This is a genomic window from Methylobacterium oryzihabitans, assembly GCF_004004555.2.
In the GTDB taxonomy this organism is placed as follows: domain Bacteria; phylum Pseudomonadota; class Alphaproteobacteria; order Rhizobiales; family Beijerinckiaceae; genus Methylobacterium; species Methylobacterium oryzihabitans.
The window spans coordinates 18849-42172 of record NZ_SACP01000024.1 but is presented as its reverse complement, the minus strand read 5'-3'; the positions used below and the strand labels follow the sequence as shown (position 1 = coordinate 42172).

At 73.5% G+C, this 23324-nt stretch carries 20 protein-coding genes; 16 read left to right on the top strand and 4 right to left on the bottom strand.

Annotation, left to right across the window (positions count from 1 at the left end; translation table 11 throughout):
• Window positions 1–20: 20 nt before the first annotated feature.
• The 6 genes from EOE48_RS20860 (at window position 21) to rutB (ending at window position 5913) form a co-directional block, all read left to right on the top strand.
• Window positions 21–1190, top strand: coding sequence for an acetyl-CoA acetyltransferase (locus EOE48_RS20860; protein WP_127732762.1), 1170 nt, complete (start codon window positions 21–23; stop codon window positions 1188–1190).
• Entirely contained in the window at window positions 1187–2821 is a 1635-nt protein-coding gene (locus EOE48_RS20855) for an acyl-CoA synthetase (protein ID WP_127732760.1), read from the top strand. The genes EOE48_RS20860 and EOE48_RS20855 overlap by 4 nt, the downstream gene beginning before the upstream one ends.
• Before the next feature lie 317 nt (window positions 2822–3138).
• On the top strand, window positions 3139–3693 hold the full coding sequence (locus tag EOE48_RS20850; protein ID WP_127732758.1) for a PPC domain-containing DNA-binding protein: 555 nt from the start codon (window positions 3139–3141) through the stop codon (window positions 3691–3693).
• Window positions 3686–4090, top strand: a complete 405-nt coding sequence (locus EOE48_RS20845; RefSeq protein ID WP_127732756.1) for a PPC domain-containing DNA-binding protein — start codon at window positions 3686–3688, stop codon at window positions 4088–4090. Before EOE48_RS20850 ends, EOE48_RS20845 begins: the two co-directional genes overlap by 8 nt.
• A gap of 74 nt (window positions 4091–4164) precedes the next feature.
• The gene (locus EOE48_RS20840) at window positions 4165–5124 is read left to right on the top strand and encodes a class I SAM-dependent methyltransferase (RefSeq protein ID WP_127732754.1); all 960 of its coding nucleotides are present in this window, start codon (window positions 4165–4167) and stop codon (window positions 5122–5124) included.
• 39 nt (window positions 5125–5163) lie between these two features.
• A complete protein-coding gene (rutB, locus tag EOE48_RS20835) occupies window positions 5164–5913 on the top strand; it encodes a pyrimidine utilization protein B (protein WP_127732752.1) in 750 nt (249 codons plus the stop codon).
• Window positions 5914–5918: 5 nt separating this feature from the next.
• Here rutB and EOE48_RS20830 read toward each other — a convergent pair whose 3' ends face one another.
• On the bottom strand, window positions 5919–6611 hold the full coding sequence (locus tag EOE48_RS20830) for a glutathione S-transferase family protein (RefSeq protein WP_127732750.1): 693 nt from the start codon (window positions 6609–6611) through the stop codon (window positions 5919–5921).
• A 12-nt stretch (window positions 6612–6623) separates the two neighbouring features.
• Window positions 6624–7430: a 2-keto-4-pentenoate hydratase gene (locus EOE48_RS20825; protein ID WP_127732748.1), complete on the bottom strand. Its 807-nt coding sequence runs from the start codon at window positions 7428–7430 to the stop codon at window positions 6624–6626.
• A 303-nt stretch (window positions 7431–7733) separates the two neighbouring features.
• Between EOE48_RS20825 and EOE48_RS20820 the strand changes: the two genes are divergently transcribed.
• Together EOE48_RS20820 and EOE48_RS20815 are read left to right on the top strand one after the other, a co-directional pair.
• Window positions 7734–8030, top strand: a complete 297-nt coding sequence (locus EOE48_RS20820; protein ID WP_246154648.1) for a hypothetical protein — start codon at window positions 7734–7736, stop codon at window positions 8028–8030.
• A 404-nt stretch (window positions 8031–8434) separates the two neighbouring features.
• Complete coding sequence (locus EOE48_RS20815) at window positions 8435–9706, top strand: extracellular catalytic domain type 1 short-chain-length polyhydroxyalkanoate depolymerase (RefSeq protein WP_127732746.1); 1272 nt, start codon at window positions 8435–8437, stop codon at window positions 9704–9706.
• Window positions 9707–9809: 103 nt separating this feature from the next.
• Here the strand turns inward: EOE48_RS20815 and EOE48_RS20810 are convergent, their stop codons facing one another.
• Both EOE48_RS20810 and EOE48_RS20805 read right to left on the bottom strand, forming a co-directional pair.
• On the bottom strand, window positions 9810–11150 hold the full coding sequence (locus EOE48_RS20810; protein ID WP_127732744.1) for a sigma-54-dependent transcriptional regulator: 1341 nt from the start codon (window positions 11148–11150) through the stop codon (window positions 9810–9812).
• Window positions 11147–12913 (bottom strand): sensor histidine kinase, encoded by a 1767-nt coding sequence (locus EOE48_RS20805; RefSeq protein WP_425463681.1) that lies wholly within the window; start codon window positions 12911–12913, stop codon window positions 11147–11149. The genes EOE48_RS20810 and EOE48_RS20805 overlap by 4 nt, the downstream gene beginning before the upstream one ends.
• A 412-nt stretch (window positions 12914–13325) precedes the next feature.
• Between EOE48_RS20805 and EOE48_RS20800 the strand changes: the two genes are divergently transcribed.
• The 8 genes from EOE48_RS20800 to EOE48_RS20765 all read left to right on the top strand — a co-directional run bounded on the left by EOE48_RS20800 (window position 13326) and on the right by EOE48_RS20765 (window position 23211).
• Complete coding sequence (locus EOE48_RS20800; RefSeq protein ID WP_127732742.1) at window positions 13326–14672, top strand: dicarboxylate/amino acid:cation symporter; 1347 nt, start codon at window positions 13326–13328, stop codon at window positions 14670–14672.
• 222 nt (window positions 14673–14894) lie between these two features.
• A complete protein-coding gene (gene minC, locus EOE48_RS20795; protein WP_425463680.1) occupies window positions 14895–15809 on the top strand; it encodes a septum site-determining protein MinC in 915 nt (304 codons plus the stop codon).
• A 179-nt stretch (window positions 15810–15988) separates the two neighbouring features.
• Window positions 15989–16804 carry a septum site-determining protein MinD gene (minD, locus tag EOE48_RS20790; RefSeq protein ID WP_127732740.1) on the top strand — a complete coding sequence of 272 codons (816 nt, stop codon included), beginning with the start codon at window positions 15989–15991 and terminating at the stop codon, window positions 16802–16804.
• Window positions 16801–17073: a cell division topological specificity factor MinE gene (minE, locus tag EOE48_RS20785; protein ID WP_127732738.1), complete on the top strand. Its 273-nt coding sequence runs from the start codon at window positions 16801–16803 to the stop codon at window positions 17071–17073. The genes minD and minE overlap by 4 nt, the downstream gene beginning before the upstream one ends.
• A 166-nt stretch (window positions 17074–17239) precedes the next feature.
• Entirely contained in the window at window positions 17240–18064 is an 825-nt protein-coding gene (locus EOE48_RS20780) for an SDR family NAD(P)-dependent oxidoreductase (RefSeq protein WP_127732736.1), read from the top strand.
• Window positions 18065–18955, top strand: a complete 891-nt coding sequence (locus tag EOE48_RS20775; RefSeq protein WP_127732734.1) for an alpha/beta hydrolase — start codon at window positions 18065–18067, stop codon at window positions 18953–18955.
• A complete protein-coding gene (locus EOE48_RS20770; RefSeq protein ID WP_246154646.1) occupies window positions 18952–20421 on the top strand; it encodes a flavin-containing monooxygenase in 1470 nt (489 codons plus the stop codon). Before EOE48_RS20775 ends, EOE48_RS20770 begins: the two co-directional genes overlap by 4 nt.
• A 438-nt stretch (window positions 20422–20859) precedes the next feature.
• A complete protein-coding gene (locus tag EOE48_RS20765) occupies window positions 20860–23211 on the top strand; it encodes a type IA DNA topoisomerase (protein WP_246154657.1) in 2352 nt (783 codons plus the stop codon).
• Window positions 23212–23324 lie beyond the last annotated feature (113 nt).

Here is a 23324-nt window from a genome sequence, read left to right as displayed (position 1 = left end):
CATCGACACGGGAGACGAACATGGCGCGCGCGAGCATCGTGGGCTGGGCCCACACCCCCTTCGGCAAGCTGGAGGATCCGGACGTCGAGAGCCTGATGGCCCGGGTCTCCGGCGAGGCCCTGAGCCATGCCGGCCTCGGGGCCGAGCAGGTCGACGGCATCTATGTCGGGGTGATGAACAACGGCTTCTCGAAGCAGGGCTTCGAGGCGGCCCAGGTCGCGCTCGGCCTGCCCGAACTCGCCCACGTCCCGGCGATGCGCCTGGAGAACGCCTGCGCCACCGGCTCGGCCGCCCTCTACGCCGCCCTCGACTTCGTCGAGAGCGGCCGCGGCCGGGTCGCCCTGGTGGTCGGCGCGGAGAAGATGACCGCGACGCCGCTGGCCCAGACCAGCGACATCCTGCTCAGCGCCTCCTACCGCAAGGAGGAGGCCGACATCGACGGCGGCTTCGCCGGCGTGTTCGGGCGCATCGCCAACACCTACTTCCAGAAGTACGGCGACCGCAGCGAGGAGCTGGCCCGCATCGCCGCCAAGAACCACCGCAACGGCGTCGAGAACCCCTACGCCCAGATGCGGCGCGACTTCGGCTTCGAGTTCTGCAACCTCGTCTCCGACAAGAACCCCTACGTCGCGGCACCCCTGCGCCGGACCGACTGCTCGCTGATCTCGGACGGCGCCGCCGCGATCGTGGTCGCCGACGAGGAGGTCGCCGAGGGGCTCGCCCGCTCGATCGGCTTCCGCGCCCGGGCCCAGGCCAACGACATCCTGCCGCTGTCGCGGCGCGACCCCACCGCCTTCGCGGGCGCGCGTCTGGCCTGGGACAAGGCCAAGGCGGCGGCGGGCATCACCCTCGACGACCTCGACCTCGTCGAGACCCACGACTGCTTCACCGTCGCCGAGATGATCGAGTACGAGGCGATGGGCCTTGCCGAGCCGGGCCAGGGCTACCGGGTGGTGCGCGAGGGCATCACCCAGAAGGACGGCCGGCTGCCGGTCAATGCGTCGGGCGGCCTCAAGTCGAAGGGCCACCCGATCGGCGCCACCGGCGTGTCGATGCACGTCATGGCCTGCCTGCAGCTGATGAACGAGGCCGGCGGGATGCAGATCCCCGACGCCAGGCTCGCCGGCGTGTTCAACATGGGCGGCGCCGCGGTGGCGAACTTCGTGTCGATCCTGGAGCGCCGCCGGTGAGCGCGGCCGTCCATCCGAAGGGGGGCGTCGCCCCCTGCTCCCGGCGGGCGATGAACCTCGCCCACTGGGTGCGGCAGGCGGCCCGGCGCTTCCCCGGCGCGGTCGGCCTCGCCTGGGGCGACCGCGACTGGACCTGGGCCGAGATCGACGCCCGGGTCAACGCGATGGCGGCGGGGCTCGCCGAGCGCGGCGTCGCCAAGGGCGACCGGGTGCTGGTGCAGTCGAAGAACTGCAACCAGATGTTCGAGTCGCTGTTCGCCTGCCTGCGCCTCGGCGCGGTCTGGGTGCCGACGAACTTCCGCCAGACCCCCGGCGAGGTCGCCTACCTCGCCCAGGCGAGCGGCGCCTCGGCGATGATCTGCCACGCCGACTTCCCCGACCACGTCGCGGCGGTCCGCGAGGCGGTGCCGGATCTGCGCTTCGTGCTGGCGATCGGCCCGGCGGCGTTCGGCGAGGATTACGACGCGGTGGTGGCGGCTCATGCCGGCGCCGTCCCGCCGATGGCCGACGTCGAGTACGACGACCCGTGCTGGTTCTTCTTCACCTCCGGCACGACCGGGCGGCCGAAGGCGGCGGTGCTGACCCACGGCCACATGGCCTTCGTCGTCACCAACCACCTCTGCGACCTGATGCCGGGCACGACGCAAGCGGACGCCTCGCTCGTGGTGGCGCCGCTCTCGCACGGGGCCGGCATCCACCAGCTCACCCAGGTCGCCCGCGGAGCCAAGACCGTGCTGCTGACCAGCGACCGCTTCGACGCCGACGAGGCGTGGGGGCTGGTGGCGCGGCACCAGGTGACGAACCTGTTCACGGTGCCGACCATCGTGAAGATGCTGACCGAGCACCCCTCCGTCGACCGGCACGACCACTCGTCGCTGCGCCACGTCATCTATGCCGGCGCGCCGATGTACCGCGAGGACCAGAAACACGCCCTGCGCAAGCTCGGCAAGGTGCTGGTGCAGTATTTCGGGCTCGGCGAGGTCACCGGCAACATCACGGTCCTGCCCCCCGCCCTGCACGACCCGGAGGACGGCGGCAACACCAAGATCGGCACCTGCGGCTTCGAGCGGACGGGCATGCAGGTCTCGATCCAGGACGAGCACGGCCGCGAGGTCGGCCCGGACGAGACCGGCGAGATCTGCGTCTGCGGCCCGGCGGTGTTCGCCGGCTACTACGACAACCCCGAGGCCAACGCGAAGGCGTTTCGCGACGGCTGGTTCCGCACCGGCGATCTCGGTCACCTCGATGCGGAGGGCTTCCTCTACATCACCGGCCGCGCCTCGGACATGTACATCTCCGGCGGCTCGAACGTGTATCCGCGCGAGATCGAGGAGAAGGTGCTCAAGCACCCGGCGCTGGCCGAGGTCGCGATCCTCGGCGTGCCGGACAGGACCTGGGGCGAGGTCGGCGTCGCGGTCTGCGTGCTGCGTCCGGGCGAGACCGTCAACGAGCGCGAGCTGCTGACCTGGCTGGAGCCGCAGGTGTCCCGCTACAAGCTGCCCAAGCGGGTGTTCTTCTGGGACGAGCTGCCGAAATCGGCCTACGGCAAGATCACCAAGAAGTCGGTCCGGGCCGAGCTGGAGGCCCGCGGGCAGGTGCCGCTGGACCAGCCGGTGCCGGCCGCCGGCTGACGCGCCGCAGCACCCTCCCCCCTCTGCGGGGAGCTGCTCGGCGAAATGTCCGGCGACGAGACTGGCGCCGACTTCTCCTCTCCCCGCGGGCGGGGAGAGGGCTGTGCTCCCGTTCAGGGAGCGCAGCGAGCGCGATCCGCCAGGATCGTCGCGAGGGTGAGGGGGTGTTTCCGGAAGTGTCTCACTCGTCGACACCCCCTCACCCCCGCTCCGGCTTCGCCTGCGCTTGCCGTGTCCCCTGAACGGTGACACGGCCCTCTCCCCGCCCGCGGGGAGAGGGGAAAACCCGCGCCAGACATTCTCCCCCGAGGCTCCCCATGCGACCCCAGCCCACCCACGGCCAGCCCCGGGCGCGCACGCTCATCCATCCGGGCCGGTTCAACCCGGTGCGGATCCACAGCCAGCGGGCGCCGCGCGGGCGCCACGTCCGGCTGGCGCTCCAGCCGGGAACGAGCCTGTTCGACGGGCTGGTGCGGCCGCTGGCGGAGGCCGGGATCTTCCACGCCTCGACCACGATCCTCGGCGGCTGGTTCGAGTCGCTGCACTACTGCGTCGCCCCGCCCGACCCGACCGGGCAGGCGGTGATCGCCTACGGGCCGCCGATCCCGGCCGGCGAGACCTACATGGTCTTCGGCAACGCCACCCTCGGCAAGAGCATGGCCGGGCAGCCGCTGGTCCATTGCCACGCCACCATCCGGACTGAAGCCGGGCCGGTGAAGGGCGGGCACATCCTCACCGAGAGCTGCATCGTCGCCCGCCACCCGATCCCGGTCCTCGTCACCGCGCTCGACGGGTTCGAGCTGCGGCAGGCCTACGACCCCGAGACGAACATCCCGCTGCTGCAACCCTACCGCGAGAACCCCGATGAGTGAGGCACGCATCACGGTCGAGAGAGGCGCGATGGGCCGCGTCGCCTATGCCCGCATCGCCCCCAACGAGGATCTGGTCCAGGGCGTGGAGAAGCTCTGCCTCGCCGAGGGGTTTCGCAACGCCTTCGTGCGCGGCGCGCTCGGCAGCCTCGTCGATGCCTGCCTCGGCACGATCGACGGCCGCTACCAGCACGTCCGCGGCCCGGCGGTCGAGATCGTCAGCCTCGCGGGCGAGGTCCGGTCGACCCCCGACGGCTCGGTGCGGGCGGCGCTGACCGGCGTAGTCGCCGACCCGGAGGGCAACGTCCATGGCGGCCCGTTCGTCGCCGGCGCCAACACCATCTGCATGACCTTCGAGGTCACGCTGGAGGAGTGGCTGCCCGAGGCGGCCTCGGCCTGACGGATTAGACCGGACTGCCGCGACGTTACACTCTCGGGCTCCCCTGCGTCAGGGGAGCGAGGTGGGACGTCAGAATGGTATCGCCGGCAATCCTGATCCGCTCGCTCGTCCCGTTCACCCCCTACCCCTACGTCGGCGAGTCGACCGACTGCAACCTGTGCGGGTCAGGCGAGTCCGTGCTGGTGGCGGCGAGCGACCGGCGCCTCAAGCGGCTGCGCTCGGTCGCCTGCGCCTGCTGCGGGCTGATCCGCACCGACCCGATGCCGACCGCCGCCGAGCTCGCGGCGTACTACGCCGGCGGCTACCGGGCCGACTACCAGTTCGCCTTCGCGGGCGGGCCGCCGCGCCACCATCTCCGCCGGGCGGAGCGCGAGGCCGGCCGCCGCGCCGCTCTCCTCGCCCCGGTGCTGGCGCCCGGCGCCCGGGTGCTCGATTTCGGCTGCGGCTCCGGCGAGTTCCTGGCGGCGGCGCGGGCGCGCGGCTGCGAGGCGGTCGGCGTCGAGCCGGGGCGGGACTACGCCGACCACGCCCGCCGGCAGCACGGCGTCGCGGTGTTCGACGACCTTGACCACCCGCCCGTCGCGGCGGGCGGCTTCGACCTCGTCACGGCGCATCACGTCCTCGAACACCTGCGCGACCCGGCCGACGCGATGGCGCGGCTCGCCGGTCTGCTCGCCCCGGGCGGCCTGCTCCACGCCGCGGTGCCGGACATGGCCGCGACCGGCAAGCCGGCCCACGAGCGGTTCCACTTCGCCCACGTCCACGGCTTCGTGCGCGAGACCCTCGACCTCGCCGCGCGCCGGGCCGGGCTGGTGCCCCATGCCGGCTACGCGCGCGAAGGCACGGCGGCGGTCTACCGCCGCACCGACGCGCCCTGTCCGGTTCTGGCCAATCCCGGCCTCGCCGGGCGGCTGGCCGAGGCCCTGCGGCCGGTGGACCCGGCCGCGTGGCTGGTCTCCGGGGCGTGGCTCGCCCCGGCTGTCCACCGCAACGCCCGGGCGATCCGCGACATGGTGGCGCCGCGCCCGTCCTGACCCTCCTGCCGCTGGCACGCCTCGTGCGTCGTCCGGGGGATGACGGACGCCTTCCCCTTCCCCGCCGGCTATGCCCCGACCGAATCCGGCTCCGGCCCGGTGACGCTGCCGGCGCGGCCCGAGGCGCTCCGCCTCCGCGCCGACCAGACCGCGCTCATCGTGGTCGACATGCAGAACGCCTATGCGTCGCCGGGCGGCTATCTCGACCTGGCCGGGTTCGACATCGCGGGCGCGGCGACCGTGACCGCCAAGGTCGCGCAGGCGGCCGCGGCGGCGCGGGCGGCCGGCATCCCGGTGATCTACTTCCAGAACGGCTGGGACGCCGAGTACCGCGAGGCCGGCGGCCCCGGCTCGCCGAACTGGCACAAGTCCAACGCCCTCAAGACCATGCGGCGGCGGCCGGAACTGGCCGGCACGCTGCTCGCCAAGGGCTCGTGGGACTACGCCCTCGTCGAGGCCCTGACGCCGCAGCCGGGCGACCTCGTGGTGCCGAAACCGCGCTACAGCGGCTTCTTCAACACCGCCATCGACAGCCTGCTGCGCGCCCGCGGCATCCGCACCCTGGTCTTCACCGGGGTCGCCACCAACGTCTGCGTCGAATCCTCCCTGCGCGACGCCTTCCATCTCGAATATTTCGGGGTCGTGCTGGAGGACGCGACCCATCAGGCCGGCCCCGACTTCGCCCAGCGCGCGGCGCTCTACAACATCGAGACCTTCTTCGGCTGGGTCTCGACGGTGGCGGATTTCTGCGGCGCGGTCGGGCAGGTCCCGCCGCAGGAGGCGGGCTGAGCCGATCACGCCGCGTCGGTGAGCGCCCGCGAGTCGGCGCCGAGTCGCGCCAGAATCCGGTCGCGCCACGCCGCCACCGGGTCGTCCGCCTCCAGCAGGACCGTGCCGCTGACGGTGCGCGCCCACAGGAAGGCGCCGGCCACCGCGTAGTCGGCATAGAGCGGCGCCTCGCCGCCGAGGAAGGGCTGCGACTTCAGGGTGTGGCGCAGGGGCGAGAGCGTGCGCCGGAAGGTCGCGAGCTGCGCCTCGCGGTCGGGGCACACGGCCTCCAGCGGCTTGCCGAACCGCGCCTCGCGGCTCTGGCGGAAATAGTCCTGGTCCTCCGGGCGCAGATGGTCGTGGATGTCGGCGAGGAGCAGCGGCACCAGGGCCGGGTGCAGCACGCCGTCGGTCCACGCCTCGACGAACCGGGTGAGCGCCTGCCCGCCCGGCCCGCCGAACAGCGACGGCCGGTCGGGATAGGCCTCCTCCAGATAGGCGGCGATGCGGCCGGAATCGGCGATCGTCCGCTCGCCGTCGACCAGCACCGGCACCGTGCGGCTGCCCGAGAAGGCGAGCGCCCCGGTCTCGGTGAAGCGCCACGGCCGGCCCTCGAACGGCAGGTCCTTGTGCTCCAGCGCGAGGCGGATGCGCCAGCAGAACGGGCTGAAGCGGCGGTTCGCGTCGGCGCCGGCGAGTTCGTACAGGGTGCGGGTCATCGGGGCTCCGGCTCAGGTGAACGACAGGGTGATCGGCGCGAGGTCCAGGCCGTCGAGGGTCGCGGCCCAGGTCTCGCCGGGGGCGACCGGGCAGGCCCGGGTGAGCGTGCCGGTCGTGACGACGTCGCCGGCCTCGAGCCCGCGCCCGAACGGCGTCCCGGGAAGCCCGGCGGCGAGATGCGCCAGGGCGTTGAGCGGGCTGCCGAGCACGGCCTCGGCGGCGCCATGGTCGGCCACCGCGCCGTCGCGGGTCAGCGTCGCGGAGAAGCGGGCGAGCCGGTCGGCCCAGCCCGGCCCGTCGAGGGCAACCCAGGGCCCGCGATACAGGCGCCCGTGCAGGGCGAAGGCCGCCACGGTGTCGGGCGCGCGGAAGCGCCAGCCGGGATAGAGCGACTGCACCACCTCGAAGCCGAGGGCGACCCCGTCGAGGCAGGCGAGCAGCGCCTCGGCGCCGGCCCCCTCCGGCGGCGTGCGCGCGAGGCGGAACACGATCTCGGGCTCGATGCGCGGCTCGGCGAAGCCGGCGAGCGCGCAGGGGGTGCCGTCGAGGATCCGCAGGGTGGTGTCGTAGACCGGCCCCCAGACCGGGGCCCGCACGCCGTACTCGTCCCACATCCGCCGGTTGGTGAAGCCGATCTTCCAGCCGGCCGGCCGCTCGCCCCGGGCGGCGCGCGCCCGCATCACCGCCGCGGCGATCCGGTAGGCGCGCGGCAGGTCGAACTCCGGATCGCGCCCGGTGAAGGGCGCCAGCCCGGCGCCGGGCTCGGAGCCCGCACCGGCCGCGGCCAGGATCTCCCCGGCGACCGCATCGTCCGTCATCGTCCCTCCCCACCCGGAGGCGGCTCCGGCGCCGGGTCGTTGCCCGGCCGGTCCGAGGTATCCGGCATCGCGGGGGCCGGCAAGCGGACGGCCGCACCGGGGGACCTCGCCGCCGGCCCCGGGACCCCGCACCTCAATCCGCCGCAATCCGCCGCCATGATCGGTTCCGATTCGGTCGCGGTGCATGCAAAAGCGCCCGGCGGCGTCCGTTCGGCGAGAGTCGCATCGACGCCCCGGCGCGGATTTGATAACTCCGGGGACGATCCGATGCGGTCGGCCCGCCCTCCATCGTCAGGGGTCACGATGCTGTCGAACCTGTTCCGCCGCGACGGGGAGCCGAGCGCCGCCACGATGATGGGCGGCTTCGACCCGGTCTTCTATCTCGATGCCTATCCGGACGTGAGGGCGCACGGCTGCGACCCCCTCGACCACTACCTCTCGGTCGGCTGGAAGGAGGGGCGCGACCCCTCGGCCGAGTTCAGCACCCGCGGCTATCTCAGCGCCAATCCCGATGTCGCCAGAGCCCACATGAACCCGCTGGTCCACTTCCGCATCCACGGACTGCGCGAGCGGCGCAAGGGCTGGCAGAGGAGCGCCTGACCCGGCGCCATCGGCACCGCAAGCCCGCCCTCGGCGGGCTTTTTTGTTGCATCGCACTTGCTGCAACTGCGAAGACAGCCCATCTTCAGACCTCGGCACCGCCCAGGAAGCGATCGCTGCCCCGGCGGAGAAAAATCTTACGCGACAACGACTAAGCCGGTTCGCCATGGGCGAATCCGTCCGTCGGAGCCTCGCGCCGGCGGCCCTTCGCCGCCGGGGTGTGATCCGGCCGGGGCGGCGGACCCACGCGACCGTACTCGCTGAGCCAGGCCGGGCGGTCGACGCCCGGTTCCGCGTCTCCCAAGGGCCCGGCCCCAGTGCCGGCGCCGCCGTGCCTCGTCGATGGCGTCCCTCCGGCCCGGCCGGGGCGACCCGTGCGAGGACCGGCAGAAAGGTGCAGATCCATGCGCAGCAAGCTCCTTCCCGGCGTCATCGAGGCCACCCGGCTCACCGGGGCCGGCCGCCTCGGCGAGGCGGTCGCGGTGATCCAGCGCAACCTGCGCGGCGAGGCCGCGGCCGAACCCGCCGGGCAGGCCGGGGTTCTCGAACCGCCGACCCTCGACCTCGTGGCCGAGCGCGTCGCCGAGCCTGGGCCGCGGCCCGAGCCGCAGCCTGCTGCCGGCGAGGCCCCGCGCGAGCGCGGCGCGGCGGAGATGCCGTCCGGGTTCCCGTCCGGCCTGCCGGCAGGGGGATTTCCGCTGGGCGGCCTGCCGACCGGCGGCCTGCCGGCCGGGGGATTGTCGGGCCTGCCGGAGGGCCTGCGCGACCTCGCCCAGCGGTTCGGCCGCCCCCTCGGCCCGCTGCTCGACGGCCTGACCCCCGGCTCGTCCCCGGCGCCCGACCTCGGCATGGAGGAGCGCAGCTTCGCCGGCACCGCCGGTCAGCGCGGCTACAAGCTCTACGTGCCGGGCGGGTATCGCGGCCAGCCGGTGCCCCTCGTCGTGATGCTGCACGGCTGCACCCAGAACCCCGACGACTTCGCCGCCGGCACCGGCATGAACCGCATCGCCGAGGCCGAGACCTTCCTGGTCGCCTATCCGGCCCAGACCGCCGCGGCCAACCACGCCCGCTGCTGGAACTGGTTCAACACCGCCGACCAGGGCCGCGACCGCGGCGAGGCGGCGATCGTCGCCGGCCTGACCCGGGCGGTGATGGCGGAGTTCGCGATCGATCCCCGGCGGGTCTACGTCGCCGGGCTCTCGGCCGGAGGCGCGGCGGCGGCCAATCTCGGCGCCGCCTATCCCGACCTCTACGCGGCGGTCGGCGTCCATTCCGGCCTGTGCGCCGGGGCCGCCCACGACCTGCCCTCGGCCATGATGGCGATGCGCCAGGGCGCCGCCGCCGCACCCCAGGGCGGCGCCCTGGCCCCGACCATCGTGTTCCACGGCGCCCGCGACACCACGGTCCATCCCCGCAACGGCGCCCAGGTCATCGCGGCCGCCGCCGTGGTCGAGCTGCGCCGCGAGGCCGGGCAGGTCTCCGGCGGCCATTCCTGGCAGCGGACGATCTACCGCGACGCGCAAGGCCGTCCAGACTTCGAGCACTGGGTGATCGAGGGCAGCGGCCACGCCTGGTCGGGCGGCGACCCGGCCGGCAGCTACACCGACCCGCACGGGCCCGACGCCTCGCGGGAGATGTGGCGGTTCTTCGCCGAGCACCCAATGCCGCAGGGGTAACCTAAGCAGATTTCGCAGAAGTGGCCGCCGGTTCTGCGACAAAAATCTGCGACAAAACAATGAACTAAGCGGACGAAGCGTTGGCTTGCCAACGCAAGTCTGCTTAGCGGTACTGCGTCGGGTCGAGCCCGTGGCGGGTGAGCTTGTCGTAGAGCGTCTTGCGCGGGGTCCCGAGCGCCTCCGCCGCGAGGCGCACGTCGCCGCCGGCGGCGATCAGCTCCTCGCGGATCAGGGCGCGCTCGTGGCGGTCCATCTGCTCGGCGAGGCTCAGCGCCCGCGCGGTCCCGGCCGCCGGGGCCTCGATCTGGGCGAAGCCGAGGGCGTAGCGCTCGGCGAAGTGGCCGAGCTCGCGCACGTTGCCGGGCCAGTCGTGCCGGCGCAGGTGGTCGCGCACCGCCTGCGTCACCGCCGGCGCCTCGCGGTTGAACCGCTCCGCCGCCCGGGCGAGGAAGTGCTCGAACAGCAGCATCACGTCCTCCCGCCGCTCGCGCAGCGGCGGGATCGCCACCGAGACCACGTTGAGCCGGTAATACAGGTCGTCGCGGAACGTGCCCTGGGCCGCAGCCTGCTGCAGGTCGACCTTCGTCGCCGCCACCACCCGGATGTCGACCGGGCGGATCTCGTTGGTGCCGAGCGGTTCGACCGCCCGCTCCTGCAGAACCCGCAGGAACTTGACCTGGAGCCCGAGCGGCATGCTCTCGATCTCGTCGAGGAACAGCGTGCCGCGATGGGCGTGCTCGATCCGGCCGACCCGGCGCTTGAGCGCCCCCGTGAAGGCGCCGGCCTCGTGGCCGAACAGCTCGCTCTCGACCACGCTGTCGGGCATCGCGCCGCAATTGAGCGCGACGAAATGGCCCCGCGCCCGCCGGCTCCAGCGGTGCAGCGCGTTCGCCACCACCTCCTTGCCCGATCCGGTCTCGCCGAGCACCAGCACGTCGACGTCGGCCTGCGCGACGTCGCGCACGAGCTGGCGCAGGCGCACGACCTCCGGCGAGACGCCGAGGAAGGCCGGATCGTCGGCGAGCGCCGCGTCGAGGCTCGCCCGCAGCGCCCGGTTCTCGGTCACCAGCCGGCGCCGCTCCAGGGCGCGGCGCACCGAGCCGACGAGCTGGTCGGCCGGATAGGGCTTGGCGAGGAAGTCGTAGGCTCCCGCCCGCATCGCCCGCACCGCCATGCGGATGTCGCCGTGGCCGGTGATGAGGATGACCGGCAGGTCGGGATCGGCCTCCGCGATCGCCTCGAACAGCCCGATCCCGTCGAGGCCGGGCAGCCGCACGTCGGTGACGACGACGCCCGGCGGCGCCGCCAGGATCGCCCTGAGGGCGGGCTCGGCGCTGTCGAACGCCTCGACCGTGAAGCCGTCGAGTTCGAGGCTCTGCCGGTTGGCCCGGCGGACGTCCTCCTCGTCGTCGACGAAGATGATGCGATCGGGGTCGGTGCTCATCGGCGGCTCCCGGCCGGCGGCTGCGAGAACTTGTCGGGGAACGGGGCGGCGAGGTCGGGGGCGCGGGAGAGTTCGACGCGCATCAGCGCCCCGCCCTCCGGGGCGACGCCGACGGTGAGCGTGCCGCCGCTCTCCTCGACGATGCCGCGGGAGATGGCGAGCCCGAGGCCGAGGCCCTCGGGCTTGGTGGTGAAGAAGGCGTCGAACACCCGCGCCCGCTCCTCCTCGGGGATGCCCGGGCCGTTGTCGGCGACCTCGAGCGCCACCCGCTCGCCGGCCTCGGTCACAGAGAGCCGGACCCGGGGGGCCGGGTGGTTCGCCACCGCGTCGACGGCGTTCTGGAGCAGGTTGACCACGACCTGCTCCAGCCGCGGCCCCTCCCCGAGCACCGCCGGGACCGGGTCCGGCAGGCTCGGCGCCAGGACGACGCCGGCGGCGAGCGCCCGGGCCTCCACCACCTCGAGGCTGCCGCGGATCACCGCCGCGAGGTCGACCGGCTCGCGCCGGCCCGAGGCGCGCCGCGCGAAGCCCTTGAGCTGGCGCGTCAGCCCGGCGATGCGGTCGGTCAGGCGGCCGATGGCGGAAAAGTTCTCGCGCGCGTCGTCGAGGCGGCCGCGCTGCACCAGGATCGCGGTGTTGTCGGCATAGGAGCGGATCGCCGCCAGCGGCTGGTTGATCTCGTGCGCCATGCTGGCGGCGAACTGGCCGAGGGCGGCGAGGCGCGCCGCCTGGGCGAGCTCGTGGCCGAGGCGCTCGCGCTCGGCCTCCGCCCGCCGGCGCTCCTCGATCTCGGCGAGGAGCCGCCGGTTGGCGCCGGTGAGTTCGCGGGTGCGCTCGTCCACCCGCGCCTCCAGTTCCTCGCGCCGGGCCGCGGCCTCGGCAAAGCGCACGCTCACGCGCCGCCGGCGGTCGAGGACGATCGCGAGCCCGATGCCCGCCAGGCCGGTGACCAGGGCGGCGATGATCTGGGCCTGGACGCGCTCGCGCTCGAGGGCGGGCCCGGCCGGCGTCAGGGTGTGCAGGCGCCAGCCCGCCCCCGGCCCCACGCCGTCCGGCGAGACCGGGGCCTGCCGGTGCAGGAACAGCCGCGCCGGCACCGGGCCGGCGGAGACCCGGATCAGGCCCTCGTCGCCCTCGGCCGGGAAGAACGGCAGCGGCGAGAGCGGTGCGGCGCCGAATTCGAGGCTGTGGCGGATGCGCTGGCGCTCCTCGGGCGAGATCGGATCGAGGGCGGCGAAACGCCAGGCCGGGTCGCTCGCCACCAGCACGATGCCGCGGGGATCGGTGACGAACACCGATTCGCCCGCCGCCTGCCACGCCGCCTCGATGGTCTCGAACTCGATCTTGACCACGACGACGCCGGCGCCGCCCGGGGCCGGCACCCTCCTGGACAGGTAGAGGCCGGCCCGGCGGCTGGTGGTGCCGAGGGCGAACTGGGAGCCGCCTCCGGTCTCCAGCGCCTGTCGGAAGTACGGGCGGAAGGCGTAGTTGTTGCCCACGAAGCTCGTCGGCTCGCCGGAGTTGCTCGCCGCCACGGTCAGGCCGTTGCCCCGGATGACGTAGAGGGTGGCCGCTCCGGTCGCCGACGCGATCTCGGCGAGCCGCCGGTCGACCGCCCCGAGCAGGGCCGGATCGGGATCCGGTCCGACGGCCGCGGCGATCTGCGGATCGGTGGCGAGCGCCAGCGGCAGCGCGGCCTGCGCGCGCATCTCGGCCCGCAGCGCCGCGCCCTGGAGCGCGAGGGTGGCGTCGGCGGAGCGCACGAGGTCGGCGAGGGCGAACCGCGCCGCGACCCGCCCGGCCAGGAGCGCCGCCAGCCCGATCAGGACCAGCCCGGCGATCCACGGCAGCAGCCGCGGCCAGCCCGGCGGCGGCGCCCCCGGCCGCGTGCGGATTTCCGCACGGATTTTTTGGCCTTCGTGCGAAACCCCGGATGACGTCGCGGCGCCGGATTCGCCGGCGTCGGAAAAATTCTTCGTTTGACAGACAGTTAACGGAATTTTCGTTCCGATCGCCGGCTGGCACGCCGGTTGCCATTCCAGGCTCGTAACGCAGCCATGCCGCTTGAGCAGGGCTGCCAGCCGCGAGGCCAAGACCAAGCGCGACGGAGCCCGGGCCCCCGCCCGCGTCCCGAACCGCCGATCCTTCAACTCCACAGCCCAGGGAGAACGTCCGATGGCTGCCGTTCCTTCACCGCTCACCGCGCCCCACGCCCCCCCCGCCCCCAAGCCGATCTACCGGACCCTGTACTTCCAGGTCCTTGTCGCGGTCGCCATCGGCATCACGCTCGGGCACTTCTACCCCCAACTCGGCGCCGACATGAAGCCGCTCGGGGACGCCTTCATCAAGCTCGTCAAGATGATCATCGCGCCGGTGATCTTCCTCACGGTGGTGTCGGGCATCGCCGGCATGACCAACCTCGAGAAGGTCGGCCGGGTCGGCGGCAAGGCGCTGCTCTACTTCCTGACCTTCTCGACGCTGGCGCTGATCGTCGGCCTGATCGTGGCGAACCTCGTCCAGCCGGGCGCGGGCATGCACATCGATCCGAAGTCGCTCGATCCCAAGCAGATCGCGATGTACGCCGAGAAGGCGAAGACGCAGACGATCACCGACTTCCTGATGAACATCATCCCGTCGACCGCCGTGGGCGCGTTCTCGGGCGGTGAGATCCTCCAGGTCCTGTTCTTCTCGGTGCTGTTCGGCTTCGGCCTCGCCTTCCTGGGCGACCGCGGCAAGCCGGTCCTCGACTTCATCAAGATCCTGTCCGAGGCGATCTTCGGCGTCGTCCACATCATCATGAAGGTCGCCCCGATCGGCGCCTTCGGCGCGATGGCCTTCACCATCGGCAAGTACGGCATCGCCTCGCTCGCCAACCTCGCCTACCTCGTCGGCGCCTTCTACCTGACCTCGGCGATCTTCGTCTTCCTCATCCTCGGCGCGGTCGCGCGCTACAACGGCTTCTCGATCGTCAAGCTGATCCGCTACATCAAGGAGGAGCTGCTCCTCGTCCTCGGCACCTCGTCCTCCGAGTCGGCCCTGCCCTCGCTGCTCGAGAAGATGGAGCGTGCCGGCTGCTCGAAGCCCGTCGTCGGCCTCGTGGTCCCGACCGGCTACTCGTTCAACCTCGACGGCACCAACATCTACATGACGATGGCGGCGCTCTTCATCGCCCAGGCCACCGACACCCAGCTCGGCTACGGCGAGCAGGCCCTGCTGCTCCTCGTCGCGATGCTCTCCTCCAAGGGCGCGGCCGGCGTCACCGGCTCGGGCTTCATCACCCTGGCGGCGACCCTCGCGGTGGTCCCCTCCGTGCCGGTCGTCGGCATGGCGCTGATCCTCGGCATCGACCGCTTCATGTCGGAGTGCCGGGCGCTCACCAACTTCATCGGCAACGCGGTCGCCTGCATCGTGGTGGCGCGCTGGGAAGGCGAGTGCGACGACGCGCGGCTCAAGGCCGCCCTCGACGGCAGCCCGCTCCCCCTGGCCGACGAGCGGCTGCCGGCCCTCCAGCCGGCGGAGTAAGGCCGGCGTCACTCCCCGGATGCCGGACCTTGCTTGCGGCGCGCGACCCCCAGGTCGCGCGCCGTTCTCGTTCGGGGACGGCTGCCGCCGGCGGCCGAGCGAGCAGGGGAGCCGCGGCCCGTTAAGAAATCCTGCGGTTTCGTGCAGGCGGACGCGCCTCGTTAACAGTCCGGTAACCATGGCGCGTGCTTGATGGGGCTCGTTCACAACTCGTCAACCAACGTGACCAGCATCAGCCCCACCCGCCCCTCTCTTCCGCTGCGCGGCCGCTCCTTCCGGGCGCTCGTGCTCGCCCCGGAGATGCCCCTCGGCGACTGGTTCGCGAACCTGGACGCCCTGCTGGCCCGCTCCCCGACGCTGTTCGCCGAGCGCGCCGTCATCCTCGACCTCGCGGGGATGACGCCGGTGCCGGCGCCGCAGCCCGCCGCGGACGCCCCGGCGCCCGAGGCTCCGGCCGCGCCCGCGACCTCGTCCGAGGCGCAGGCCTCGCCCGAGGTGGAGACCTCGCCCGAGGTTCCCGCCGCTTCGACCCCGGTCGCGGCGTCCGCCGAGGCGGTTCCGGCCGAGCCGATGCCGCCTGCGGTCGAGGCACCCGAGGCGACCGCCCCGACGCAGGCCGGGCCGGACATCGGCGCCGTCCTCGCCGAGCTCGAGCGCCGCGGCATCCGCATCATGGGCATCGAGCGGGCCGACCCGTCCTGGCTCGTCCCCGGCCTGCCGCCGCTCCTCGCCGGCGGCCGTCCGGCCGACGCCACGACGGTTCCGGTGCCGCCGGCTCCGCCGGTGCCGGCGCCCGAGAAGCGCAAGCCGAGTTCCCTGGTGCTGGAGAGCCCGGTCCGCTCGGGCCAGTGCATCTACCACCCCGAGGGCGACGTGACGGTGATGGGCTCGGTCGCCTCGGGCGCCGAGATCCTCGCCGGCGGCTCGATCCACGTCTACGGCACCCTGCGCGGCCGGGCCATCGCCGGCGCCGGCGGCAATCCCCGCGCCCGGATCTACTGCCGGCGCTTCCAGCCGGAGCTGCTCGGCATCGACGGGCTGTTCCGCACCGCCGACACCACCGACCCGAAGCTGCGCGACAAGCCGGTCCAGGTCTGGCTCGAGAGCGACGCCCTGCGCATGGCGCCCCTCGACTAGAGCACGTCACGATCGCGCTGCAATCGCGAAGCTTCTCTAGGTCTTTGAGCTTGCCGCATTTTCTACGACGAACCGGTTTCCACTTCGTCGGAAAATGCTCCAGCCCACGGAATGCCTCCGGGCGGCCCCGCCCGGATCCACCTCACGCGACGACGATGCCCTTTCAGGGGAGCGACACGATGGCAAAGGTTCTGGTTGTGACATCGGGCAAGGGCGGCGTCGGCAAGACGACGACCACCGCCGCCCTCGGTGCGGCCCTCGCCCAGCAGGGGCAGAGCGTGTGCGTCGTCGATTTCGACGTCGGCCTGCGCAACCTCGACCTCGTCATGGGTGCCGAGCGCCGGGTGGTCTACGACCTCATCAACGTGGTCCAGGGCGACGCCAAGCTGCCGCAGGCCCTGATCCGCGACAAGCGCCTCGACGGCCTGTCGCTGCTGCCGGCCTCGCAGACCCGCGACAAGGACGCGCTGACCGATGCCGGCGTCGCCCGGGTGATGGACGAGCTTCGCGACAAGTTCGACTGGGTGATCTGCGACAGCCCCGCCGGCATCGAGCGCGGCGCGACGCTGGCCATGCGCCACGCCGACGTGGCGGTAGTGGTCTGCAACCCCGAGGTCTCCTCGGTGCGTGATTCCGACCGCATCATCGGCCTGCTCGATGCCAAGACCGCCCGCGCCGAGAAGGGCGAGGCGATGGAGAAGCACCTCATCCTGACCCGCTACGAGCCCGGCCGGGCCGAGCGCGGCGAGATGCTGCGGATCGACGACGTGCTCGAGATCCTGTCGATCCCGCTCCTCGCCGTCGTGCCCGAGAGCGAGGAGGTGCTGAAGGCCTCGAACGTCGGCAGCCCGGTCACCCTCAACAACCCGGCCTCGGCCCCGGCCCGCGCCTATGCCGACGCCGTGCGCCGGCTCAAGGGCGAGACCGTCGCGATGGTGATCCCGACCGAGCGCCGCTCGCTGATGTCCAAGCTGTTCCAGCGGAGGGCGGCATGAACCTTCTCGGCTTCCTCACCCGGCGCGGCTCGGCGCCGGTGGCGCGCGAGCGGCTGCAGATCCTGCTCGCCCACGAGCGCGCCGCCTTCGGCCGCTCCGACCTCGTCACGGTCCTGCGCAAGGAGATCCTGGCGGTGATCGCCAAGCACATGGCGATCGACGGCGAGAAAGTGAAGGTGACGATGGACCGGGGCGGCGACGTCTCGACCCTCGAGATCGACATCGAGCTTCCGACCACCCCGGCCACCCCCGCGCTCGCCACCGCATGAGCGCGACCGGAACGGCGTGACGGCCCGCCTGCGGTGACCCCGCAAGGCGGGCTTCGTCATGTCCGGGCCATCGCGCCGGACCTCCGGCCCGGCGCGTCGTCTCTATGCCGGTTGATGCCGCCCCTCCCGGATGGGTAAGGGAGAGCGGGACATGGCGGAGAGGCCGGTGGCGAGAACCTTCGGGCTGCGGGGCAGGGTCGCGCTCATCACGGGAGCCGGCAGCGGCATCGGCGCCGCCCTGGCGGCGGACCTCGCCGGACGCGGCGCCCGCCTCGCCCTCGTCGACCGCGACGCCGGCGGGCTCGACGCCGTGGCGGCGGCGCTCGCCGCCCGCGGCACCGACGTCAGCGCCCATCCCCTCGACGTCACCGACGCGGCCGGGCTCGCCGCCCTGCCGGACGCGGTACTGGCGCACCACGGCACCCTCGACTGCCTCGTCAACAATGCCGGCATCGCGCTCGCCGGCCGGGTCGAGGATCTGTCGCTGGAGGATGTCGAGGCCGTGATGGCGGTGAACTTCACCGCCGCGATGCGGCTGACCCACCATTGCCTGCCGATCCTGGCGGCGCGCCCGGCGGCGCAGATCGTCGCGGTGTCGAGCCTCTACGGCCTCGTCGCCCCCGCCGGCCAGAGCGCCTACGCGGCGAGCAAGTTCGCCCTGCGGGGGTTCTTCGAGGCCCTGCGCCACGAATACGCGGGCACCGGCCTCGGGGTCACCCTGGTCCATCCCGGCGGCGTCGCCACCGGCATCGCCCGCAACGCCCGCATCGGCGCCTGGGTCGACCCGGCGGCGGTCGAAACCGGCCGGGCGGCGTTCGAGCGCCACCTGCGCCTCGACCCGGCCGAGGCGGCGCGCCAGATCGCCCGCGGCATCGAGGCACGGGCGCCCCGCCTCGTCGTCGGCAAGGATGCGCGGCAGGTCGACCGGCTCCAGCGCCTGATGCCGGTGCGCTACTGGGCGATCCTCGCCCGGGCCATAGGAGACGTGTGAATGGCGACCCTGCGCGCCTATTTCGCCGACTGGATCATCCGCACCCAGGTCAAGCCGAAGCTCGCCCGGGCCCGCGACCCGATCGAGGTCCGCCGGGTGTTCGAGGCCGCGCGCCTGCCCGACCCGCCCGGCGTGCGCTTCACCGAAGGCCGCCTCGGCGGGGTCGCGGGCGAATGGGTCGAGGCCGCCTCCGGCGGCGGCGGGCCGCGCCTGCTCTACCTGCACGGCGGCGGCTTCATCGGCTGCTCGCCGCGCACCCACCGGCCGATCACCGGGGCGTTCGCCCGCCACGGCTTCCGGCTGTTCGTCCCCGATTACCGCCTCGCCCCCGAGCATCCGTTCCCCGCCGCCCTCGACGACGCCGCCGCCGCCTGGGCCGGCATGGCGGCCGAGGGGCCGGCCTTCGTCGCGGGCGATTCCGCCGGCGGCAACCTGTCCCTGGCGCTGATGCTGCGGGCGAAGGCCGAGGGGCTGCCGCTGCCGGCCGCCGCCGTGCTGTTCTCGCCGGCGACCGACATGCTCGGCACCGGCCCGTCGATGACCCGCAATGCCCGGCGCGACGCGATGTTCGACCCGTCCGGGATGGCGCCGCTGGTCGAGGCCTACCTCGCCGGCCACGACCCCGCCGACCCGCTGGTCTCGCCGCTCTACGGCGACCCCGCCGGGCTGCCGCCGCTGCTGTTCCACGTCGGCGAGCGCGAGGTGCTGCGCGACGATTCGGTGCGCTTCGCCGAGAAGGCCCGCGCCGCCGGCGTCCCGGTCACCCTGAAGCTGTGGCCGGTGGTGCCCCACGTCTGGCAGATGTCCGGGGCGTTCCTGCCCGAGGCCCGCCGCTCCCTCGCCGAGGCCGCCGCGTTCCTGCGCGACCACCGGCCCGGAGCCGCCCGGTGAGTCCCGAGCCCCTGGCGGTGGCGATCGTCGGAGCGGGATTCTCGGGCCTCGCCATGGCGATCCGCTGCCGCGAGGCCGGCATCGGCCCGCTGCGCATCCTCGAGAAGGCCGGCTCGGTCGGCGGGGTGTGGCGCGAGAACACCTATCCGGGCGCCGCCTGCGACATCCCGGGCCACCTGTACGCCCTGTCCTTCGCCCCGAAGGCCGACTGGTCGCGGCTCTACCCGACACAGCCCGAGATCGCCGCCTACCTGGAGGCGGTGGTCGAGCGGTTCGGCCTTCGCCCCCACCTGTCCCTCGACACCACCGTCACCGGCGCGGTCTGGGACGAGGCCCGCGCCCTGTGGCGGATCGAGACCGATCGCGGGCCGCTGCTGGCCCGGGCGGTGGTCTCGGCGGCCGGCGGCCTGCACCACCCGGCCCTGCCCGACATCCCCGGCCGCGGCAGCTTCGCCGGCCCCGCCTTCCACAGCGCCGCCTGGGACCACGGCGTGTCGCTCGCCGGCCGGCGGGTCGGGGTGATCGGCACCGGGGCGAGCGCGATCCAGATCGTGCCGGCGATCGCGCCCGAGGTCGCCAGCCTCACCCTGTTCCAGCGCTCGCCGCCCTGGGTGGTGCCGCGCAACGACCACGCCCTCGGGCCCCGAGTCGCCGCCGCGTTCCGGCGCTGGCCGCTCCTGCGCCGGGCGTTCCGCGGCCTGCTCTACGGGCAGCGCGAGATCCCGGCCGTGCTCGGCTTCACCCGCGGCTCCTTCGCCAACCGCATCGGCGAGTTCACCGCCCGGCGCCACTTGCGCGGGGCCATCGCCGACCCGGCCCTGCGGGAGAAGCTCACCCCGCGCTACCGCCTCGGCTGCAAGCGCGTGCTGGTCTCGGACGACTACTATCCCGCCCTCGCCCGATCGAACGTCGCGGTCGAGACCGGGACGATCCGGGCGATCACGCCGCGCGGCGTGGTCACGCAGGACGGGACCGAGCACGCCCTCGACGTGCTGGTCTACGCCACCGGGTTCGACCTCGCCGGCAGCGTCGCGCAGCTTCCGGTGACCGGGCGCGGCGGGCGGACCCTCGCCCGGGCCTGGGACGGCGGCATGGGCGCGCATCGCGGCATCGCGCTGTCGGGCTTCCCGAACTGGTTCTTCCTGCTCGGCCCCAATACCGGGCTCGGCCACAACTCGGTCGTGCTGATGATCGAGGCCCAGGTCGCCTACGTGATCGCCTGCCTGGAGCGGCTCGCCGCTTCGCCCGGCACCGCCCTGGAGCCGGCGCCGGAGGCCCAGGCGCGCTTCCTCGCCGAGCTGCACGCGGAACTCGCCGGCAGCGTATGGCAGCGGGGCGGCTGCGCGAGCTGGTACCAGGACGAGGGCGGGCGCAACGTCGCCCTGTGGCCCGGCACGGTGGCGAGCTACCGCCGCGCGGTGCGGTCCCCGGTCTGGGACGAGTACGTGACCGCGAAGTCCGAGTAGGTCGGGTGCCGCATCCACCCGGGATCAGTCGTCCAGGGCCATCGCTTCAGAGCGATTGCCCTGTATCCCGCTTGGCCTCAGGCGCCGGCAGTCACATCCGCTCACTTGGCTCTCGCTCCGCTCTGTGTTCGAGCGGACAAGCGTCCCCTCGAACCCGCTCCGCGGGGCGCTTTTCGCGCCCGCCATGCAGCGTCGCCCTGCGGGCGACCGCAGGACAATCGCTCTGAGGCGATGGCCCTGAGCGGTCGTCCTCCGACCGTTGACGCCTGCGGATGCCGGCCGTAAGTTCCTGCTTTGTTCGAGGTGCGGATGCGGCAGGACGGCGCGCAGATGGATCAGGCACCCTCCCGCAGGACCGCGCCGGACCGGGCGGGCATGGGCAGGACGGCGGGCAGGAATCCCGGCAAGACGCTGTTCTTCTTCGAGAAGCCGTCGGCGATGCGCCAGCTCCAGCGGTTCTTCCGCTCGCCGAGCACCGTCTGCGTCGCCGCTGAGGGCCACCTGCTCACCGCGCAGGAGCCCGGCGACGTGCGGCCCGAGTGGAAGCCCTGGCACTTCGACGCCCTGCCGATCGCCCTCGACACGATCCCGGTCGCCTGCGGCCAGGGCCGGTCGGGCCAGTCGCACGCGCCGAAGATCGCGGCGATCCGGCAGGCGCTCGCCGGGGTCGAGCGGGTCATCGTCGCCACCGATCCGGGCCGCGAGGGCTCGATGATCGCCTGGGAGGTGCTGGAGCATCTCGGCTATCGCGGGCGGATCGACCGGCTGCGCCTCGGCGCCCTCGACGAGGTGTCGATCCGGCGCGCCTTCGCCCAGATGGCGGCCGAGCCGGAATCCGGCGAGCGCGACTACGCCGCCTATCTCGAAGCCCTGTGCCGGCAGTACGAGGACTGGCATCTCGGCCTCAACGGCACCCGGGCGGTGTCGCTGCGGCTGCGCCCGCCGGCGTTCCGCGAGCCGTGGCGCTTCGGTGGCGTGCAGACCCCGACTCTCGCGCTCCTCGCCGACCTGGAGCGGCGCATCCGCGACTTCGTGCCCCGCGACTTCCACAAGGTCGCCCTGCCGGTGACGGTCGAGGACGGCGCCGAACTGGTGCTGTGGCATGCGCCCAAGGAGCGGATCTTCGACCCCGCCGAGGCCGAGGCGATCCGCGCCGCCGCCTGCTCCTGGCGCGGGCCGCTGGCGGTCGAGCAGAAGGACGTGCGCCGGGCGCCGCCGAAGCTGTTTTCCAAGGACACCCTGGCCCGGCGCTGCGCCAAGCGGTTCGGCTGGGACCCGCAGGTCACCGCCCGCCACGCCCAGGACCTCTACGACCGCGGCTTCCTCAGCTACCCGCGCACCGAATCCGAGCACCTGCCCGAGAGCCAGGCCCGCGACGCCGCGGCGGTGATCGCGGCGAGCGCCGCCGTTCTCGGCGCGTTGCCGGTCGCGGCGCCGGACGCCGACGAGGTGGTGATCCGGCGCGGGCCGCGCGGGCACTACGTCAAGGACCCGGGCGAGCACCATGCCATCGTCCCCCTGCGCAAGGCGCCCCGCCCCGGCGAGGTCGGGCCCGAGGCGTGGCGGCTGTGGGAACTGGTCGCCAAGGGCTTCCTCGCCGCGCACCTGCCGGACGGGATCGACGCCCGCACCACCGTCGCGGCCGAGGTGGCGACGCCGCTCGGCCCCAGACGGTTCGCCGTGTCGGGCAGCGTCGTGACGGTGCCGGGCTGGCGCGCCCTCTACGGCGCCGAGGCCGACGCCGACGCCGAGGCGGTGCCCGGCAAGGCCAGGCGCGACGACGAGCCCTCCGCCGGGCGCCTGCCGCCGGTGCGCGACGGCGCCGCGGCCGAGGGCGGCGAGGCGACGGTGGAGGTGTCGAAGACCGAGCCGCCGCGGCGCATCACCCGCGGGGAGATGCCGGTGGTGATGGGACGCCTGATCGATCAGGTCGAGGATCCGCAGATCCGCCGGGCGCTGGAGAACCCGGTCAACCCCAACGAACCAAAAGGCCTCGGCACCGCCGCGACCCGCGACGCGGTGCTGCCGAAGCTGGTCAAGAGCCACTACGTCGCCCTCCTCGGCGGCAAGGACCCGGCGATCGAGGTGACCGAGGTCGGGCTCGCCTTCATCGACGCGGTGCGGCGGGTTTTTCCGGCCTATGGCGACCCGGTCGGGCGGGCGGTGTTCGAATCGGAACTCGCCGAGATCGGCCGGGCGACCACGCGGGTGGAGGCGACGCGCCGCGCCGACGCCTTCCGCGCCCGCACCCGGGCCCGGGTCGAGGCGCTGATCGAGGCAGTGGCGGGTGCCGAGCGCCTCGCGGTGATCCCGGGCGCCCCGCCGCAGGCCGGCGGCGGCCCGCGCCGCGCGCCCACCGCCGCGATGGTCGGCTTCGCCACCTCGCTCGCCGCCCGCAAGGGCCTGCGCCTGCCGCGCGGCCTCAAGAGCGACGCGGCGATCTGCCGGGCGTTCCTCGACGAGCATGCCGGAGCGCGCGCCGCGGGCCCGCGGGAGCCCGCCCCGGACGGCGGAACCTCCGCCCGGTCACCGAGCCCGGCGATGCTGCGCTACGCCGCGTCCCTCGCCCGGCAGAAGAACCTGCCGGGGCTGCCGCCGGAGGTCGAGACCGATTTTGCCGCCTGCCGGCGCTTCCTCGACGCCCATGCCGGCCCGGCCGAGCCGGAGGGCAAGGCGGCACCGAAGCGGCCGGCCGGGCGGACGGACAAGCCGAAGCGAGCGCCCCGCGCCACGGCCGCCCCGCGCCCGCGACGCGGCCGGTCCGGTGCCGAGAACAGACCGCCGGCTTGATACGGTTTTTGAACGATCAGTTCAAAAGCCGTATCAGAAGCCCGCGCGGCGCCTGAGCGAAGCCGGTTTCTGCATCGCGAAGCGATCCCGCAGGGATCGCCGAGCGATCATTC

What these genes read in the sequence shown, in the direction of transcription:
- EOE48_RS20860 (WP_127732762.1), top strand. Translation starts at nt 21, where the DNA reads ATGGCGCGCGCGAGCATCGTGGGCTGGGCCCACACCCCCTTCGGCAAG.
- EOE48_RS20850 (WP_127732758.1), top strand. Translation starts at nt 3,139, where the DNA reads ATGCGACCCCAGCCCACCCACGGCCAGCCCCGGGCGCGCACGCTCATC.
- EOE48_RS20845 (WP_127732756.1), top strand. Translation starts at nt 3,686, where the DNA reads ATGAGTGAGGCACGCATCACGGTCGAGAGAGGCGCGATGGGCCGCGTC.
- EOE48_RS20840 (WP_127732754.1), top strand. Translation starts at nt 4,165, where the DNA reads ATGGTATCGCCGGCAATCCTGATCCGCTCGCTCGTCCCGTTCACCCCC.
- rutB (WP_127732752.1), top strand. Translation starts at nt 5,164, where the DNA reads ATGACGGACGCCTTCCCCTTCCCCGCCGGCTATGCCCCGACCGAATCC.
- EOE48_RS20830 (WP_127732750.1), bottom strand. Translation starts at nt 6,611, where the DNA reads ATGACCCGCACCCTGTACGAACTCGCCGGCGCCGACGCGAACCGCCGC.
- EOE48_RS20825 (WP_127732748.1), bottom strand. Translation starts at nt 7,430, where the DNA reads ATGACGGACGATGCGGTCGCCGGGGAGATCCTGGCCGCGGCCGGTGCG.
- EOE48_RS20820 (WP_246154648.1), top strand. Translation starts at nt 7,734, where the DNA reads ATGCTGTCGAACCTGTTCCGCCGCGACGGGGAGCCGAGCGCCGCCACG.
- EOE48_RS20815 (WP_127732746.1), top strand. Translation starts at nt 8,435, where the DNA reads ATGCGCAGCAAGCTCCTTCCCGGCGTCATCGAGGCCACCCGGCTCACC.
- EOE48_RS20810 (WP_127732744.1), bottom strand. Translation starts at nt 11,150, where the DNA reads ATGAGCACCGACCCCGATCGCATCATCTTCGTCGACGACGAGGAGGAC.
- EOE48_RS20800 (WP_127732742.1), top strand. Translation starts at nt 13,326, where the DNA reads ATGGCTGCCGTTCCTTCACCGCTCACCGCGCCCCACGCCCCCCCCGCC.
- minD (WP_127732740.1), top strand. Translation starts at nt 15,989, where the DNA reads ATGGCAAAGGTTCTGGTTGTGACATCGGGCAAGGGCGGCGTCGGCAAG.
- minE (WP_127732738.1), top strand. Translation starts at nt 16,801, where the DNA reads ATGAACCTTCTCGGCTTCCTCACCCGGCGCGGCTCGGCGCCGGTGGCG.
- EOE48_RS20775 (WP_127732734.1), top strand. Translation starts at nt 18,065, where the DNA reads ATGGCGACCCTGCGCGCCTATTTCGCCGACTGGATCATCCGCACCCAG.
- EOE48_RS20765 (WP_246154657.1), top strand. Translation starts at nt 20,860, where the DNA reads ATGCGCCAGCTCCAGCGGTTCTTCCGCTCGCCGAGCACCGTCTGCGTC.